This window comes from Pandoraea soli (assembly GCF_902459595.1).
In the GTDB taxonomy this organism is placed as follows: Bacteria; Pseudomonadota; Gammaproteobacteria; order Burkholderiales; family Burkholderiaceae; genus Pandoraea; species Pandoraea cepalis.
This window is the reverse complement of the sequence record NZ_CABPSG010000020.1, coordinates 23610-42417: the sequence shown is the minus strand read 5'-3', so window position 1 is coordinate 42417 and position 18808 is coordinate 23610. Positions and strand designations below refer to the sequence as shown.

Sequence of the window (18808 nt, the reverse complement as noted above, 5' to 3'; positions counted from 1 at the left end):
ACCCCCGAGGAAGCAATGGCCAAGGAATTGGAAACCGCTGGGTTAGCTCAACGTTGCACTTGACTCTTGAGACCGCCCAGTGAGTCCTCACGCATGCGCTACTCGATTGCACAGCGATTGCTCAAGCTATCCACCGCCGAGTTATGCCAAATATTAAATCAGTCCGCAGATTGGATCTTGGCGCACAGCCGAGCACTTGCGTCAGAGAGTCCTTCGACCTTCTACCGTCTGTGGGCAGCGCTAACTGCTTCGCTGCATGAATACACCTCAGAAAATTATGCCCCTAGCACAAGACGTAGATGGGCAGATGAGAGCATCAACCGCCCGGCGGGCGTACTAGCTCAAGCATTGTTCCGCGACCCACAGGTCGGGGTACCCGAAGTCTTGACGCGGCTCGAACAATTGTTAGCGTTACCGGGTGATCACCGGCGCTATTGCTTGGTTATTTTCGGGCGGCAGCTTACCTGGCTATTCCACGTTGCTCCCGATTGGACTTGCGCGAAGATCTTGCCGATTTCACGCGAGGTCGACGACGACGCAGATGCCTTCTGGTCAGGCTTCTTTTGGGGAGCTCGCCAGCCGCAGGAAGCGCTCTATTTGTTGATGAAAGAATCCCTGCTACGCCTCTCGAGACAGCCAAATCTCCGCAGCGAACATGCTGCGCAACTAGGAGGCATGCTGCTTCTAGGTTGGTTAGAACCGCTAAAGACCTCTCCAGAACCGAGCGCAATCACGAGTACGGAATTCCGCGAAGCACTCATTCACTCGTCGGAGAATTTGCGCCTCGACGTACTTCGTCACTTCAAGTTGTGGATGAATGGTCCGGAACGCCCGCTAGCGCAGCGCTATTTAGATTTCCTTCAGAACGTATGGCCCAAACAACTGGCCGTGCGTTCGCGCCTCATATCCGGACGCCTCGCAGAACTTGCATTCGAAGTACCTTCCCACTTTCCTGAGATCGTGGCGCTCACAATTCCGAGGCTCACACGGGTGAATGGGCATCAAGCTGCAATGGCAATGATCGGAATCGATGAAGCCGTCGTTAAGCAGAATCCCGCAGCCTCACTGGATCTTCTCTGGACCATATTGGACGACAATCCTCAGTTCTGGCCAGATAAGACAAGCGACCTGATTGAATGGTTGGATGGACTACCCGAGGTCGAGACAGACCCGCGGTTGGGCGAGCTACGCAAGAGGAGGCGAGTAGGGTAACTTCGGCAACGAGCATGTACCTTTCGCGGTAACGGGGTACGCATGAGGGTATAAAATGTCCACAATCAAAAATCGACATTGATTTACAAGGATATTTTTATCAACCACGGTCGTTGTACCACCACCAGATTCGAAGGGCCGACGATGCGTCGGCCCTTTTTGCATTGGGCGTCCGAATCGAATACGCCAATACGCAATGCCCGGCGCGTGACTGTCATGCTATTGACGACAAAGCGCCCACATCTCTCTACTTGCAACCGCGTCCGCCCTTCCCCCCGCATATTTCAGACTTGGACACGCGTAGTGCATGGACATGCCGCATGCACATGTCTCCAGCCACGAAAGGCTGAGGCCCTCTGTCTCGGCCTCTCGGGGAAATGCGGATAACCGGCACGCACGCCTCACGAAATCTCGCGCTACCGAGTCCATGCCGCACTCATTTTCGATAGATTCTATCTATTGAAAATAAAAAACAATCTGAATTGATCGCTTTTCCGCTCGCTTCATGCCCCTGGCTTCGGTGAGCAGCGCCCCATCCTACGGGGTTTTCCACGAATTCATGGGCGCTTCAGTGCCAGTCTTATATAAGACTCAAGCATTCACATTACGAAAAGGCATTTCAGTTTTGCCCCCGACCCGTGTCACAATCGGAAAAATTCGTCATGGCTAGCTGACTGTTACCCCAGTCGGCAGCGCTCCCCCACCGTTCCCTGCTTCTTGAATCCGAGACCAGCGATGAGTACGCAGCAACCCAGCATCATCTACACCCTGACCGACGAAGCACCGCTTCTGGCCACCAGCGCTTTCCTCCCGATCATTCGTACGTTCACGGCACCGGCTGGCGTGTCGGTCGAGACGAGCGACATCTCGGTCGCGGCTCGTATCCTCGGAGAATTCCCCGAGTTCCTGACGGAAGCGCAGCGCGTGCCGGACAACCTCGCCGAGCTGGGTCGTCTGACGCAAGACCCGGATACGAACATCATCAAGCTGCCGAACATCAGCGCGTCGGTGTTCCAGCTCCAGAGCGCGATCAAGGAACTGCAATCGAAGGGCTACAAGGTGCCGGACTTTCCGGAAGACCCGAAGTCCGACGAAGAGAAGGCCATCCAGAAGCGTTACTCGAAGTGCCTCGGCTCGGCCGTGAACCCGGTGCTGCGCGAAGGCAACTCGGATCGTCGCGCCCCGCTCGCCGTCAAGAACTACGCCAAGAAGCACCCGCACAGCATGGGCGAGTGGAGCATGGCATCGCGCACCCACGTGGCCCACATGAAGCATGGCGACTTCTACCACGGCGAAAAGTCGATGACGCTCGACCGCGCTCGTGATGTCAAGATGGAACTCGTCACCACGAGCGGCAAGACGATCGTGCTCAAGCCGAAGGTCGCGCTGCTCGACGGCGAAATCATCGACAGCATGTTCATGAGCAAGAAGGCGCTGTGCGAGTTCTATGAAGAGCAGATGGAAGACGCGCGCAAGACCGGCGTGATGCTCTCGCTGCACGTGAAGGCCACCATGATGAAGGTCTCGCACCCGATCGTGTTCGGCCACGCCGTGAAGATCTTCTACAAGGAAGCTTTCGAGAAGCACGGCAAGCTGTTCGACGAACTGGGCGTGAACGTCAACAACGGTCTCGTGAATCTGTACGAGAAGATCGAATCGCTGCCGAGCACGCAGCGTGAAGAGATCATCCGCGACCTGCATGCCTGCCACGAACATCGTCCGGAACTGGCGATGGTCGACTCCGCCAAGGGTATTTCGAATCTGCACGCGCCGAACGACGTGATCGTCGACGCCTCGATGCCGGCCATGATCCGCATCGGCGGCAAGATGTGGGGCGCCGACGGCCGTCCGAAGGACACGAAGGCCGTGATCCCGGAGAGCACGTTCGCGCGCATCTATCAGGAAATCATCAACTTCTGCAAGACCAACGGCAACTTCGACCCCACCACCATGGGTACGGTGCCGAACGTCGGCCTGATGGCTCAGAAAGCGGAAGAGTACGGCTCGCACGACAAGACCTTCGAAATCGCCGAAGACGGCGTGGCCAACATCGTCGACATCGCCACGGGCGAAGTGCTGCTTTCGCAGAACGTGGAAGCCGGCGACATCTGGCGTATGTGCCAGGTCAAGGACGCGCCGATCCGTGACTGGGTGAAGCTTGCCGTGAACCGCGTGCGCAACTCGGGCATGCCGGCCGTGTTCTGGCTCGACCCGTACCGTCCGCACGAAGCCGAGCTGATCAAGAAGGTCGAAACGTACCTGAAGGATTACGACACCAACGGTCTCGACATTCAGATCATGTCGCAAGTGCGCGCCATGCGTTACACGCTCGAACGCGTGATTCGCGGTCTGGACACCATCTCGGTGACCGGCAACATTCTGCGCGACTACCTGACCGACCTGTTCCCGATCATGGAACTGGGCACCAGCGCCAAAATGCTGTCGATCGTGCCGCTGATGGCCGGTGGCGGCATGTACGAAACGGGTGCCGGCGGCTCGGCACCGAAGCACGTCAAGCAACTGGTGGAAGAGAACCACTTGCGCTGGGACTCGCTGGGTGAATTCCTGGCACTGGCAGTCTCGCTGGAAGACCTGGGCATCAAGACGGGCAACCCGCGCGCCAAGATTCTTGCCAAGACGCTCGACGCGGCCACGGGTACCCTGCTCGACAACAACAAGGGGCCGTCGCCGAAGACCGGTCAGTTGGACAACCGCGGCAGTCAGTTCTATCTGGCGATGTACTGGGCACAGGAATTGGCCGCGCAGAAGGACGACGCCGATCTGGCCAAGCACTTCGCACCGCTCGCCAAGCAACTGACCGAGAACGAGAAGGCCATCGTGGGTGAACTCGCCGACGTTCAGGGCAAGCCGACGGACATCGGCGGCTACTACAAGCCGGACTTCGAGAAGCTCGAGCAGGTCATGCGTCCGAGCAAGACGTTCAACGCCGCGCTGGAAAGCATCGCAAAGGCGTAATGACGATATAACGACGACGTAGGTCGAACGACGGGCGGTCTGCAAGGATCGCCCGGCAGTACACACAAAGAAGCTGGCATCCGCCAGCTTTTTTGTTGCCTTAGCCCTCGGCGCGCAATAGCCCCCAGCACAGCCGATAAAGCTCGTCCTCGAACTCTGGAGTGCCAAGCAAGGGAGAATCTTCCAGCGCCGCCGAGCGCAGCGTGCCCATGACGGCCCGCGTGAGCACGAAGACGGTGGCGGCGGTGGGTGGACGCATTTCGGGCGCGTCGCGCCGCGACATGGCGACGGCGATATGTTCGGCCGCCTCGCGCATGGCTTGCATGATGTTCTCGTGGTGATCGAGTTGCCACGCCATCTTGATGAGCGAGCGTTTCACGCGCCCGCCTGCGCCGAAGGCTTCGATGAGCACCCGCAACCGCTCGCGAATCACGCGTTCCGGGTCGGCACCCTCGTCCGCCGCACGGGCGATGCGCTCGTTGAGTTCGTCCATCACGCGGCGCCGTTCGCGCGCGATCATCGCGAGCAGAATCGCCTCCTTGGTCGGGAAGTATTGGTACAGGGTACCGATGGAGAAGCCGGCCTTGCGAGCAATGCGATTGGTTGTGAGCGCCGCCTCGCCTTCTTCGTCGAGAACCTGAGCAGTGGCCTCGAAAATGGTCTCGACGGTGTGTTGCGCCCGTGCCTGCATCGGCCGCTTTCGCATGGCGGACGGGGCGTTCTGGGTCGCGGGCGGCTTGGCTGTGACCATATTGAAAAACCTGAGCGGGAAGCGAGTTGCGGCAAAGCGCCTGAAAAATGAATAATGCTCACATTCGCCGCAAAACTCAAGAGACGGCAACGGACCGCGCCTGCCGCGCCAACTCGGTGCCGCGAATCCCTCAACATCGCCGCAGAGGCAAGACACCATGAGCCACGACCTTTCTGCCCTGACCGTACGCAAACTGACTGTGGATCTGGCCGATGGCTTCGCGCGTCATTGGCACAGCGGCGATGCCTACCGCACCATGTATTACAACGCGCTGTCGATGAGCTTCCCGGTCGGCGAGCAATCGTTCATCGACTCGGTGCGCGACACGATGGACCGCCTGCCCGCCGATGCGAGCTACGACACACTTCGGGCAGACATCGCCCAGTTCATCGGACAGGAAGCGACGCATCGGCACCTGCATGGTCAGTACAACGCACAATTGGCGAAGCAGGGACTGATCAATCACTGGGAGAACTGGGCGACAACACGCATTCAGTGGGCGCGCCGCCGCAAGCTCTCGCCGATGTACATGCTGGCCGTGACGGCCGCCTACGAGCACTGCACGGCGGTATTCGGCGACGGGGCCCTTCGTTACGACCGTTGGCTCGCCAAGGCCGAACCGAAGATGCGCCTGATGTGGCGCTGGCACGCGGCCGAGGAAACGGAGCACAAGGCTGTGGCGTTCGATCTCTATCGCGCACTCGGCGGCAGCGAACGGCAACGCGTTCTCACGTATCTCTACGTGCTGTTCATGTTCGCAGTTGAGAGCCACGCGCAGACGATCAATAACCTCTGGCATGACGGCACCCTCTTCAAGCCCCGCACGTGGTGGGGTTTCGCCACGATGTTCTTCGGGCGCGATGGTGTCGTCTGGCGCAGCACCGGGCCAATGCTCAAGTACCTCGCGCCCTCGTTTCATCCGAACCGTCACGGCGATCCGTCGCTCGCCGAAAAGTGGCTGGCGGCGCATCAGGCCAACTGGCGGGCGGTTCGCTGATTTTTGCTCGATGCTTTGGTCGTGCTGCTTGGCGCTTGACCCTCGCATCCCTCTGCAGTCGGCCGCCGGGCCGGTGCCCGTTTTCGTCGCTCCACGAAATTCGCTTTGGAAAACGGGCACCGGCCCGACAGCTCGAAACGCGCCTACACATCGTCGCCCCCTTCCCCACTTCCCACCTCACCGCACTCCCCCACCTCGTCGTCACGATGACACCGTCTTCTCATGCGCCCAGGCTCTCGCCGACCGTCCCCACGTGCTGCGCATCTGCTGGTGACGATCGTCGAGAGCCTCGACATCCCCCAAGCACTTCCCTATGCCCGGTTTCGTGATTTCATCGCGAAATGTTTCACGCTCCGTCTGGACGCATCCGGAGCACTTCGCCACGCCCGCATCGTGATGTCTTCGTCGTGAGTTTTTTCTCGCCCTGAGTAGGCTCACTCTGAAACACCTGGCCACGCCAGGTACCGTGATGTCGTCGCCGCGCGCTGTTTCTCTCCCTGATTAGGCCCACACCGAAACACTTGATCGCACCGGGTATTGCGATGTCGTCGCGAATTGTTGCGTGGGCTGGTTGGACGCATGGTGTTGCAGCGTTGTCGGTAGCCACGGCCGTTGTGGACTGGGCGAGGCGAGGGACTGATGGAATGTCGAGGGTCTCGCCGACCGTCACCAGCAGATGCGCAGCACGTGGGGACGGTCGGCGAGAGCCTGGGCGCATGAAGCGGCGGTGTCGTCGTGACGGTGGGGGTGGCGATGGTGGCGGGGTGGGTGGATGGGGAGGTTGCGACGATGGGTTGGCGTGTTTCGCGCCGTCGGGCCGGTACCCGTTTTCCAAAGCGAATTTCGTGGAGCGACGAAAACGGGTACCGGCCCGGCGGCCGACCGCAGCGGGGTGCGAGGGTCAAGCGTCACCCCAACAACGGAATACCGAGTATCAACGCCGAGTGATATGCCACAAGCGGCATCTTGATAATAATAATCACACCTCAAAGCAGCACCGATACCTGCGCAACGTGAAGTCAGTGTGTCAATGACTCAGGCGTGCCCCCTTGCACCCTTCGGTGAGAAGCGAAGTTCAGAGGCACGCATAAATTAAAACGAGACGGAGACACAGTCATGAGCAAGGCAGCAGGTTGGCTGCGGGGCGCGCTCGCCCTCGCGGTTTGCGGAGCCGCGGGCGTCGCCCACGCGCAATCGAACGTATCGCTTTACGGTCAGGTCGACGCCTGGGCCGGAGCGGTCAAAACGCCCGGCGGCGAACGCGCCTGGACGCAGGCCGGCGGCGGGATGTCCACGTCGTATTGGGGGATGAAGGGCACGGAAGATCTCGGCGACGGCCTCAAGGCGATCTTTGCGCTGGAGGACTTCTTCCTGCCGCAAACCGGACATTACGGACGCTTCACCGGCGACAGCTTCTTCTCCCGGAATGCCTACGTCGGCCTGCAGTCGAATACGCTCGGTACGGTCACGATGGGCCGACTTACCACGTCGTATTTCGTCTCGACGATTCTGTTCAATCCCTTCGTCGACTCGTATACGTTCAGCCCGATGGTCTATCACACGTTCCTCGGCCTCGCCGGTCAAGGCATCGTCGGTGATTCGGGATGGAACAACGCCGTGATGTACGCCACGCCGGATTACAAGGGGCTCGGGGCCAGCGTGTCGTATGCCTTCGGCAACAAAGCCGGCGAGACCGGGCAGAACAAGTGGAGCGCCGCCGCGATGTATTTTCACGGCCCGCTCGCCGCCACGCTCGCGTATCAGCAAGTGAAGTTCGATTCGACGCCCAACGATCAGGCCGGCATCACCGGCTTTCGCAATCAGCAAGCGCTCCAGGCTGGCCTGACCTACGATTTTCACGTGGTCAAACTCTACGGGCAATATCAGTACATCAAGAACACGATCACCGGGGGCAACCTGACGTCGAACGGGGCTCAGTTCGGGGTGTCGGTGCCGCTCGGCGCAGGCAGCGTGATCGCGTCGTACGCCTATACGAAGAATTCTGGCCAGAACGACGTCAGCCGAAATACCTGGGCCGTCGGTTATGACTACAACGTCTCGAAGCGCACCGATCTATACGTGGCCTACCTGAACGACAAGGTATCCGGGCTGGAGGCCGGGAATACTTTTGGGCTGGGCATGCGAACCAAGTTCTGAGAAACTCCGCTGCACGGACCCGCGCAAAGTACAATGCGCGCGCCCCCGCTGCACACGGACAACGGCATAACAAAGGCACAAGGAGAGCACGTTGCTGACCAAATTCTTCAAACTCCAGGAGCATGGCTCCAATGTACGCACCGAAATGGTGGCGGGTCTCACGACCTTCCTGACCATGTCGTACATCATCTTCGTCAACCCCAATATTCTCGGCACGACGGGCATGGACAAGAGCGCCGTGTTCGTGGCGACCTGCCTCGCAGCCGCGATCGGCTCGGTGGTGATGGCCTTCATCGCCAACTACCCGATCGGCATGGCACCGGGCATGGGGCTGAACGCCTTCTTCGCCTTTACGGTCGTGGGCGCGATGGGCTACACGTGGCAGCAGGCCCTGGGGGCGGTGTTTATCTCAGGCTGCTTGTTCATCATCCTGACGGTGACGGGCATACGCTCCTGGCTGATTGCCGGGGTACCCAAATCGTTGCGATGCGCCATCGCCGCCGGTATCGGTCTGTTCCTCGCCATCATCGCGCTCGGTAACGCCGGCGTGGTCGTCGCCAATCCGGCAACGAAGATCGGCCTGGGCGATCTCCACGCCCCGCAAGCCCTGCTCGCGATTTTCGGCTTCTTTCTGATTGCCGTGCTCGACGCCCTGCGCGTTCGCGGCGCGATCCTGATCGGCATTCTGGCCGTGACGGTGCTCTCGATGGTGTTGGGACTGAATCAGTTCCAGGGCGTATTCGCCATGCCGCCGAGCCTCGCCCCGACGTTCCTCAAACTCGACATCCCGGGCGCGCTGCATGCAGGCTTCATTCACGTCATTCTGGCCTTCGTGCTGGTGGAAGTGTTTGACGCAACGGGCACGCTGATGGGCGTGGCAAAGCGGGCCGGCCTGCTGGAAGGCACGCATTACAAAGGCCTCGGCCGCGCGCTCTTCGCCGATTCGATTGCGATTTTCTTCGGTTCGCTGTTGGGCACGAGCAGCACGACGGCCTACGTGGAAAGCGCCTCGGGTGTGCAGGCGGGCGGACGCACCGGCCTCACCGCACTCACGATTGCCGCGCTCTTCATCCTCGCCCTGTTCATCGCGCCGCTGGCCGGTTCGGTGCCCGCCTACGCGGCCGCACCGGCTTTGCTCTACGTGGCCGGGTTGATGCTGCGCGAGCTGCTCGACGTGGAGTGGGACGACATCACGGAAGCCACCCCGGCCGCCCTGACCGCCCTCGCCATGCCGTTCACGTATTCGATCGCCACCGGTCTGGCTTTCGGCTTCATCTCGTACGCCGTGCTCAAGCTCTTCACGGGCCGCGCGAAGGATGTCCACCCGGCCGCCTGGGTGATCGCCGTGCTCTTCGTGCTGAAGTACGCGTTCTTCCCGAGCTGATCGAGACGATGTCCCGATAGCGTGACGGCCCGCCGGAGCATCCCCGGCGGGCCGTTTGCTTTTGAATGCCAATGAATGAAGGGGGACGGTCACCGCTGTCGCCACCGCCGCGGCAGTTGTCGCAGTTGCCGGCGTTCGCGCGGCTCCCGCTATCGCCCGCCTCGCGCGACCAACCTCACCCGCCGCTCACGCCCTCGCCGCCGATATCAATTCGGCAAGCCCCGTGCGTTGGCGGCCCTGCGCGTCGAAGTTCTCCGCCGAAAGCCATTGTTCGAACCCCCGGCTGATGGCCGGCCATTCGCCATCCGTGATCGAGAACCACGCCGTGTCGCGACTACGACCCCGGTAGACGATCGCCTGACGGAATATGCCCTCGAACGTGAACCCGTAACGTGCCGCCGCCCGCCGCGACGGGGCATTGAGCGCGTCGCATTTCCACTCGTATCGGCGATACCCCAACTCGTCGAACGCCCGACGCATCAGCAAGTATTGCGCCTCCGTGCCAGCACGCGTGCGCTTGAGCAACGGCGAGTACGCCACGTGCCCGACTTCAATCACTCCGTTCGCCGCGTCGATGCGCATGAGCGCCAACGTCCCCACCGCCCGCCCCGTCTCCCGATCGATGACCGCGTAATGCAACGGGTCGCTGGACGCCGCCATCCTGGTCGCATACGCGTAGTAGCTGTCGAAATCCGGAAACGGCCCCCCACTCATGTATGTCCAGTCGCGACCGTCTGCGGCACTGGCGTACGCGTCGTACAGGTCCTTCGCATGACGCTCCACGTCGATCGGCTCGATCCGGCAGTATCGCCCATCGATCGGCGCACGCGGCGGCTGCGCTCTCGACTTCCAGTCCGGCAGCGCTGCACCGATAGGCTGGTCGTATTCGTTGAAATTCGGGGCGTCAGTCATCTCGCTCATCTCTCGCTCATCTCCGGAAGTTGGCGCAACACGCAAGTCATGACGTCTAAAGTATCGCTTCGGTGGTACGATGAAAAGCACCACTCTTTGATAATCTCATGGTGCCACATGCTCACTCCACCGCTCGGCAAGCCAGACCGGCGCCCCGCCCCGCCACTCAGACAGTGACCCAACTCGCAGCGGGACGGGGCGCCGGTCCGGCCTCACACGCCCTCGGTCATCCCTGAACACCGCTTCCCCGTTTTCCCTTCCCACCTTCTCTTGCCATGTCCGCCTTCCCGAAATCCCGTTCCGGCACTCTCGATCCTGCCCCGGAAAACGTCGCCGCACTGTTCGACAGCCCCCTGACGACCGGACTCGGGCGCGCTGGCACCTCGCTTCAGAAACAACTCCTCTCCCGCCTCAAACACGCCATTCTCGAAGGCCGTCTACCCGCCGGCGCCCGTCTGCCCGCCTCGCGCACGCTCGCCGAAGATCTCGCCATTTCACGCAACACGGTCTCGATCGTCTACGACCAACTGGCCGCCGAAGGCTTTATCGTGCCCCACCGGCTCGGCACCCGCGTAGCCCAACTCCCTCTCGATCCACTCTTCGCCGCCAAAGCCGCACGTACCGCCAGCGCGAAGTCGCCGAAAGCGAAAGACCCAGTGACGACGCCCCCCAACGCCCCCGACGATCCCCCAACACCACGCCCCTCACGCCGCATCCAACGCTTGCCCGCGACGCGACACGCCGCCCGCGCCGACGAGACGCCCCTGCCGTTTACGCCCGGAGTTCCCGCACTCACCCGCTTTCCCACCAGTACCTGGCGACGCACGCTCGAACGCGTCATGCGTGAAGCCCAACCCCGCCACTATCACTACGGCGATCCCCTCGGCGAACCCGCGCTGCGAGACGCCATTGCCGCACACTTGCGGATCTCGCGCGGTGTGCGTTGCGATGCGTCTCAAGTCGTGATCACGGAAGGCGCCCACGAGGCGCTGATTCTCTGCGTCCGGCTGCTCACGGATCCCGGCGATACGGTGTGGATGGAAGACCCAGGCTATCGCGGCGCGAAGGCCGCTTTCCATTCGGCCGATGTTCGCCTTCACGCACTGCGCGTCGACGATGAGGGGATCGTGATTCCGGAAGGACAGTGGGAACGCTCGCCGCCACGACTGGTGTATGTCACGCCGTCGCATCAGTATCCGCTCGGCAGTGTGCTGTCGGCCTCGCGCCGCCTCGATCTGATCGCGCAGGCGCGGCGCCACGGCGCCTGGATTCTGGAAGATGATTACGACAGCGAGTTTCGCCATCAAGGCGAACCGATCGCCGCGATGCAGGGAATGGTGCCCAACGCCCCCGTTGTCTATGTGGGGACGTTCAGCAAGACGATGTTTCCCGCGCTGCGCCTCGGCTTTCTGATTCTGCCGACCGCGCTCGCCACGCAAGCCCGCGACGCCCTCGACGAACTCTTGCGCGGCGGTCACCGCTTCGAACAACTGGCCCTGGCGGAATTCATCCGCAGCGGCCAGTTTGCACGGCATCTGGGTCGCATGCGACGGCTGTATCGGGAACGTCAGACGGCATTGCGCAACGCGCTGGCCACCCACTTCGACCCGGCGTATGCGGTGATTGGCGAGCGCTGCGGCCTGCACCTGACGGTGCGGCTCGATCCCGCATTCCCGGACAAGGCGATCGTGGCCGCCGCACAGCGCGAAGGCATCGGCCCCCGCGCCCTGTCGAGCTTTGCACTCGATCCACAACCGACGGATAACGGTCTGGTGATCGGCTACGGCGATACGGACGCGGCACGCATCCCCAGCCTGATCCAGCGGCTCGCCGCGATCGTCGCGGCGCAGCAGCGAGAGACGTTGGAGACGGTGGCGGCCGACTGACCCCGCCGCCAGCGATTACGCCGTCTGCACGGCTTTCTTGTCGGCGTCGCGCGCCTGCTCGGCTCGCGCCATCCATAGCGTGAGCAAGACGGCCGCCACCGCAGCCACGGATGCACACAGGTAGACCTCGGCATAGCCGTAAGCCCCGACGATCAGGCCCGCCACCGGTCCGGTGACGCCAAGCGCAACATCGAGGAATACGGAGTACGCCCCCAGTGCCGCACCACGGTTCTGTGCCGGAACCAGATTGACAGCGGCCACGCCCAACGACGGGAACACGAGCGAGAACCCCGCGCCCGACAGCGCCGCGCCCAGCAACGCCGTAAATCCCGTGGGCGCGATCCCGAGCACGATCAGGCCGAATGCCTCGAGCGTGAATGACATCATGGCCACACGGTAACCGCCGAAGCGTCCGATACTGCTGCCGAAGAGCAGTCGTACGCCCATGAAGCACACGCCGAACGCGGTCAACGCCAGCGCCGCGTTGTCCCAGTGATGGCTCGCGTAGTAAAGCGTGATGAACGTGGAGATGGCACCAAACCCGATGGAGCCCAGCGCAAGCCCCATGCCGAACGGCAACACGCGGCCGAGTACGGCGCGGAATGCAAGACGTTCTCCATGGATGACGGGCGTCGCACGCTTCATGCGCGCAAGCAGCAGGCCAGCAACGCCCGCCAGCACAATCGCCGCGCCAAGCATTTGGATGCCATACGCATTGTCGAGCGCAACGCCAAGCGGGGCGCCCAGCGCAAGCGCGCCGTAGGTCGCCACGCCGTTCCACGAGATGACGCGTGCGGTGTGCGACGGACCCACCTGGCCAATGCCCCACATGATCGCGCCCGTCGATACCCAGCTCTCACCGAAGCCAAGCACGAGACGTCCAAGAATCAGTGTGAGGAGCGCCAGCCACGGCACGCCGGAAAACACGCCGCCCAAGGCCACGAGCAACCCGGAGGCGCCGCAAGCCACCAGTCCACACAATACGGTGCGTTTCGGGCCCCAGGCGTCGGCAGTCCGCCCGGCGTAAGGGCGCGAGAGCAGCGTCGCAAGGTACTGAACGCTGATGGCCAACCCGGCTATGACCGAGCTGTAAGCGAGATCGATGTGGACGAACGACGGCAACACCGCGAGCGGCAAACCGATCGTCAGATAGCAGAGGAACGTGAAGAACACGGTGGAGACGATCTGCAACGTCGTGGCGAACGGTGGGTTCGCGGGGCGGGTGTCGTTGGGCATTGCGCAGGAGTTCAGGAATCGCCGAAACCCCAGGACGCGCCACCCCGCGCGACGGGCAAGCATGCACGCGGGGCAACTCAATCCTAGGGTTTTCCCGGATCATACGCGGTTTCACGTCTTTTGTGTAAACGCTTAAAAATGATCCCGCGATGAGTTCCGACGACAGCCCGTCGCGTATCCGCCAGCCGCGGCGCGGACGGCCCCCACGACGCCCGCGGGCGGCCGTCCTGTTCGGCTCAGCGGTCCACTTCCGCCAACGCTTTCAGGCTCACCGACAACATGGCAAGGTCGGCGTTACCCGCCGCCACCTGATCGGCCAGCACACGGTGGTAGCGCGCGAGTGCGTCTGCATGCAACGTCTCCCAGTGGGCGACGCGCTTGCCCGCCGGGCTTGGGTCGGCAGGCTCGCCGGCATTACCCGGTTCGCGCACCCCCTCGCCGCTCGCCAGCACGCTCGCCGTCAGTCGACGGCGCAATACCGACAATTCTTCCAGCAAGGTGGCCCGCGCGAGGCGCTGCCAGTGCGTCTGCATCGGCAGGCCGAACACCCCCGCCTGGAGCCAGCCGTAGCCAAGTGGCGCGTCGAGGGCGAAATACACCTGCGCGGCCAGCGACTGTTCGCACCCGCTGGTGCTCGCCACTTCGGCAATGTCGAGCAATGCCACCCGCGCGCCGACGCCCGCCGCCGTTTGCGCAAGCAACGGCGGCACGCCTGCATCGATCATGGTCTGGCATCTGGCGCGCGCATCGTCGGCGGCCGCGCCACTGACCAGGGTGTCGAGTGTCGGCAGGAGGGGCGTGAGCACACCGCGCAGGCGCTCGACGGTCTGTGGCACGTCGGCCACACGCCGCCGCAAGAACCATAGGGTGGCGTGTTCGTGCCACTGCGCAATCGCGGCAAAGAGCGACGCCTGCGTTTCGTGCGAGACGCGCGCGTCAAGGGCATCGATCTCGCCCCACAAGGTGTCGAGGTCGTAGGCCCCGCGTGCCGCCAGACTGGCCCGCACGACATCGGCCGGCTCAGCGCCGGTTTCCTCGCTGAGTCGATGCACGAACGTCACCCCCGCCCGGTTGACGAGCGCATTGGCCTGCATCGTCGCGAGAATTTCCCGCTTGAGCGGATGACGCAACATCGCCGGGCCGCATCGGCTCGTCAGCGGCTTGGGAAAGTACGACGGCAGTTCGTCGGCAACAAAATCGGCGTCGGGCAGATCGCTTGCCAGCAGCAGGTCGTAGAGCCACATCTTGCTGTAGGCCATGAGGACTGCCCGCTCCGGGGAGGTCAGCCCCGCACCGGACGCACGCCGCGCTTCTAGCGTTTCGTCGTCGGGCAGGAACTCGATGGCGCGAGAGAGCCGCTGTGCCCGCTCAAGGTACCGCATGAAGCGCGTCTCGTCGTCGAGCGACGCCACCGCTCGCAAGCGGCCCAGTGAGAGCGCCTGCGTCTGCAAATAGTTGTCGCGCAGTACAAGGGTGCCGACTTCCTCGGTCATCTCCGCGAGCAACGTGTTGCGCTGCTTCAGTGTCATCTCCCCATCGGTCACCACCAGGCCCAGCAGAATCTTGATGTTGACCTCGTGATCGGAACAATCGACACCGGCCGAATTGTCGATGGCATCGGTATTGATGCGACCGCCTTGCTGCGCATACTCGATGCGTCCGAGTTGCGTCAGCCCAAGGTTGCCGCCCTCGGCCACGACCTTGCAGCGCAGTTCCGCGCCATTCACGCGCAAGCCGTCGTTGGCACGATCGCCCACCTGCGCATGCGTCTCGGTGCTCGCTTTGACGTACGTGCCGATGCCGCCGTTGTAGAGCAGATCGACCGGCGCTTTCAACAACGCGCGCAACAGGTCGTTCGGCGCCATCTCGGTGGCCTCGGTGCCGATCAGTTCCCTCACCGGCGCAGAGAGGGCAATGGCTTTGGCCGTGCGCGGGAACACGCCGCCGCCCGCCGAAATCAGCCGCGTGTCGTAGTCGGCCCAACTGGACCGCGGTAGTTGGAACATGCGCTCGCGCTCGGCAAACGACGTCGCCGCATCGGGCGTGGGGTCGAGGAAGATGTGCCGATGGTCGAACGCGGCCACGAGCCGGATGTGCTTCGAGAGCAACATGCCGTTGCCGAAGACATCGCCCGACATATCGCCGATACCCACCACGGTGAAGTCCTGCGTCTGGGTGTCGACGCCCATCTCGCTGAAATGCCGCTTGACGGACTCCCACGCGCCGCGCGCCGTGATGGCCATCTTCTTGTGGTCGTAGCCGACCGAGCCGCCGGACGCAAAGGCGTCGCCGAGCCAGAATCCATATTCCGCCGAGATGGCGTTGGCGTAATCGGAAAAAGTCGCCGTCCCCTTGTCGGCCGCGACGACGAGATAGGGATCGTCGCCGTCGATACGTACGGTCTGCAACGGGGGCACCAGTTGGCCGTCGATGTAGTTGTCGGTCAGATCCAGCAGTCCGCGCAGGAATGTCTGGTAGCACGCCACCCCCTCGGCCAGATAGGCATCCCGGTCGCCTGGCGATGGCGGTTGCTTCACCACGAACCCGCCCTTCGAGCCGACCGGCACGATGACGGTGTTCTTCACCATCTGCGCCTTGACGAGACCCAGCACCTCGGTACGGAAGTCTTCGCGGCGATCCGACCAGCGCAAGCCACCACGCGCCACACGCCCTCCCCGCAAATGCACGCCCTCCACGCGCGGCGAATACACCCAGATCTCGAACATCGGCTTCGGCTCGGGCAGCCCCGGCACCTTCGACGGATCGAACTTGAACGACAGATAGCGCTTCTGCGTCACGCCGTCCTTGTCCGTCTGGAAGTAGTTGGTGCGCAAGGTCGCTTCGAGCACGCCAAGGAACTGGCGCAGGATGCGATCCTCGTCGAGGTTGGGAACGTCTTCGAGCGCCGCATGAATTTGCGCCCGTAGCCGCTCCGCCTGCGACGCGCGAGCCTGCGCCGCCAGCCCCGGATCGAAGCGGGCCAGGAACAACCGCACGAGCATGCCGGAAATCGACGGATTGCCGGTCAGCGCGTTCTCGATGTACGCATTGCTGAAGGTCGACCCTACCTGGCGGATGTACTTCGCGTAGGCGCGCAGAATGCGAACTTCGCGCCACGTCAGCCCGGCGCGCAAGACCAGCCGGTTGAGGTCGTCGTTCTCGACGTCGCCCGCCCAGATGCGCGCGAACGCCTCCTCGAAGCGCACACGGGCGTGCTCCAGGTCGACATCCGCGCCGTCGAGGCTCGTCATGCCGAAGTCGTGCATCCAGACAACGCCGGTGTCGGTCGGCTCGATCCGATAGGGGCGCTCGTCGTTGACGCGCACACCGAGGTGCTCGAGCATCGGCAGGCTGCGCGAGAGCGCGATGGGCTCGCCCGCCTGGTAGATCTTGAAGCGAAGCGTGCCGGACGCGGCCTCCAGCGGCCGGTAGAGCTGCATGGCCAGCGGCGTGGCGTCGGAAGCCTCGGCCGACACCGAGTGTCCGACGCTCAGCAGCGGCTCGATCAATTCGACGTCGCGCACCGCCATGCGCGCGGCGTAGTCTTCTCGATACGCCGCGGGGAACGCCTGCGCGTACCGCCGAAGTGCGCGCGTGCCGCGCTCTTCGCCAAACTGCTCGCGCAGCGCGTCGGACAGATCGTCCTGCCAACGACGGGTCGCCTCGACGATGCGCGCTTCCAGTTCATTGACGTCGACATCCGGCACATTGCCCGGCTCGGTCCGTACGGTGATGTGAATGCGCGCGAGCATCGACTCGGAGAGCTGCGGCGTGAATTCAACACTGGTCCCGTGATACGCCGCCTGCAACAGGTTCTGCACACGTACGCGCAGATCGGTGTTGAATTTCTCGCGCGGCACGAAGACGAGGCACGATACAAAGCGATCGAAGCGGTCGCGCCGCACGAACAGCCGCGTGCGCTGACGCTCCTGCAATCGGAGAATGCCCAGCGCAATATTGGCCAGGGGATCGACGTCGATCTGGAAGAGTTCGTCGCGCGGATACTGTTCGAGGATCGTGGCGAGCGTCTTGGCCAGATGTCCGTTCGGCAGGAAGCCGGTGCGCCCGATCACTTCGGCGACCTTGCGTCGCACGAGCGGAATTTCGTCGGCGGGCACCATGTAGACGTTCGACGTGTAAAGCCCGAGGAAGCGCCGCTCGCCGCACACGCGCCCCTGCGCATCGAAACATTTGACGCCCACGTAATCGAGATAGCCGGGACGATGGACGCTCGCCCGCGAATTGGCCTTCGTCAAGAAGATCGGTGTACGCGTCTGGGCCACACCGATGGCGCCGGGCGACAGCCGCGTTTCGTCGGGGGTGCTGGCATCGCGGCGGGCCTCGCGCAATACGCCAAGCCCCGTGCCCACCACACCTTGCAGGTAGTGCTCGCCGTCGCGCACGACCAGCGCGTAATCGCGATAACCAAGGAACGTGAAGTGACGGGCAAGCATCCAGTCGAGAAACGCCTGCGCTTCGTCAATCTCCGCGCGCTCCTGCGGGCTCACGCTCGTTTGCTCTGCCCGCAGCCGAAGGGACTCGATCGCCGCATGCGCGGCCGCCTGCATCGCTCGCCAGTCCTCGACCGCTGCGCGCACGTCGCCAAGCACGCGTTGCAGACCGTCAGCCAATGCCTGTAGGCGATCCGCTTCGGAAAAACGGTCGACTTCGATGTGGATATACGATTCGAAACGTCCGCCGTCGGCGCTCGCATCGCCACCACGTTGCGCCGACGCGCCCGACGCCAGCAGCGCCCCGAAGTCGCCGCCGTTAGTGCCGCTGTCGCCGTTATCGCCCGTCACTCGCTCGCCGGCGGACACCGGCTGCCCAAGGCCGCCGCCCGGCGACACGGCGAGGCGCTTGCCCGCGCCGTCGCGCATGATGCGGTAGACCGGGTGAAACGCGGAGTGCAGTGCAAGCCCCTGCCGGTTGATCTCCATCGTCACCGAGTCGACGAGAAACGGCATGTCGTCGTTGACGATCTCGACGACCGTATGGCTGCAATGCCAGCCGTGCTGATCGAGCGTGGGGTTGTAGATGCGAATGCGTGGCTCGCCGCTGACGAACTTCTGGCCGAGTTGCCAATGTGCCATCGCCGCGCCATACAGGTCGTCGACACTGCGCGAGACGACATCCTCGGCATCGGCCAGACCGTAGTAATGCCGCACGAAGGGCTCGAACAGCCCAACCACGTCGGGCGCACGCTCACGGGCCATCGCGACGACTTCCGTCATGTGCTGACGGACTTTCTCTTCCGGATTCACGGGCATGGACGACCTCTGCGGGAATGGACCAGA

10 protein-coding genes are annotated in these 18808 nt (G+C 63.0%); 6 read left to right on the top strand and 4 right to left on the bottom strand.

The window, feature by feature from the left end; translation table 11 throughout:
• Positions 1 to 93: 93 nt before the first annotated feature.
• On the top strand, positions 94 to 1212 hold the full coding sequence (locus tag PSO31014_RS20955; protein ID WP_150553378.1) for a hypothetical protein: 1119 nt from the start codon (positions 94 to 96) through the stop codon (positions 1210 to 1212).
• Positions 1213 to 1947: 735 nt separating this feature from the next.
• Positions 1948 to 4188 (top strand): NADP-dependent isocitrate dehydrogenase, encoded by a 2241-nt coding sequence (locus PSO31014_RS20950; RefSeq protein ID WP_150553377.1) that lies wholly within the window; start codon positions 1948 to 1950, stop codon positions 4186 to 4188.
• 100 nt (positions 4189 to 4288) lie between these two features.
• On the opposite strand, the gene PSO31014_RS20945 is transcribed toward PSO31014_RS20950, so the two are convergent.
• Complete coding sequence (locus PSO31014_RS20945; protein WP_246176932.1) at positions 4289 to 4939, bottom strand: TetR/AcrR family transcriptional regulator; 651 nt, start codon at positions 4937 to 4939, stop codon at positions 4289 to 4291.
• 157 nt (positions 4940 to 5096) lie between these two features.
• Between PSO31014_RS20945 and PSO31014_RS20940 the strand changes: the two genes are divergently transcribed.
• The 3 genes from PSO31014_RS20940 (at position 5097) to PSO31014_RS20930 (ending at position 9477) form a co-directional block, all read left to right on the top strand.
• A complete protein-coding gene (locus PSO31014_RS20940) occupies positions 5097 to 5936 on the top strand; it encodes a metal-dependent hydrolase (RefSeq protein ID WP_150553376.1) in 840 nt (279 codons plus the stop codon).
• A gap of 1116 nt (positions 5937 to 7052) precedes the next feature.
• The gene (locus PSO31014_RS20935; RefSeq protein WP_150553375.1) at positions 7053 to 8093 is read left to right on the top strand and encodes a porin; all 1041 of its coding nucleotides are present in this window, start codon (positions 7053 to 7055) and stop codon (positions 8091 to 8093) included.
• 91 nt (positions 8094 to 8184) lie between these two features.
• Entirely contained in the window at positions 8185 to 9477 is a 1293-nt protein-coding gene (locus PSO31014_RS20930) for an NCS2 family permease (RefSeq protein WP_150553374.1), read from the top strand.
• Between the two features lie 186 nt (positions 9478 to 9663).
• Here PSO31014_RS20930 and PSO31014_RS20925 read toward each other — a convergent pair whose 3' ends face one another.
• Entirely contained in the window at positions 9664 to 10398 is a 735-nt protein-coding gene (locus PSO31014_RS20925) for a GNAT family N-acetyltransferase (protein WP_425494896.1), read from the bottom strand.
• A gap of 266 nt (positions 10399 to 10664) precedes the next feature.
• On the opposite strand from PSO31014_RS20925, the gene pdxR reads away from it, so the two are divergent.
• Complete coding sequence (gene pdxR / locus PSO31014_RS20920) at positions 10665 to 12275, top strand: MocR-like pyridoxine biosynthesis transcription factor PdxR (protein WP_246176930.1); 1611 nt, start codon at positions 10665 to 10667, stop codon at positions 12273 to 12275.
• Positions 12276 to 12290: 15 nt separating this feature from the next.
• Here the strand turns inward: pdxR and PSO31014_RS20915 are convergent, their stop codons facing one another.
• Positions 12291 to 13511, bottom strand: a complete 1221-nt coding sequence (locus tag PSO31014_RS20915; protein ID WP_150553373.1) for an MFS transporter — start codon at positions 13509 to 13511, stop codon at positions 12291 to 12293.
• A 236-nt stretch (positions 13512 to 13747) separates the two neighbouring features.
• Positions 13748 to 18781, bottom strand: coding sequence for an NAD-glutamate dehydrogenase (locus tag PSO31014_RS20910; RefSeq protein WP_150553372.1), 5034 nt, complete (start codon positions 18779 to 18781; stop codon positions 13748 to 13750).
• Between the last annotated feature and the right edge of the window lie 27 nt (positions 18782 to 18808).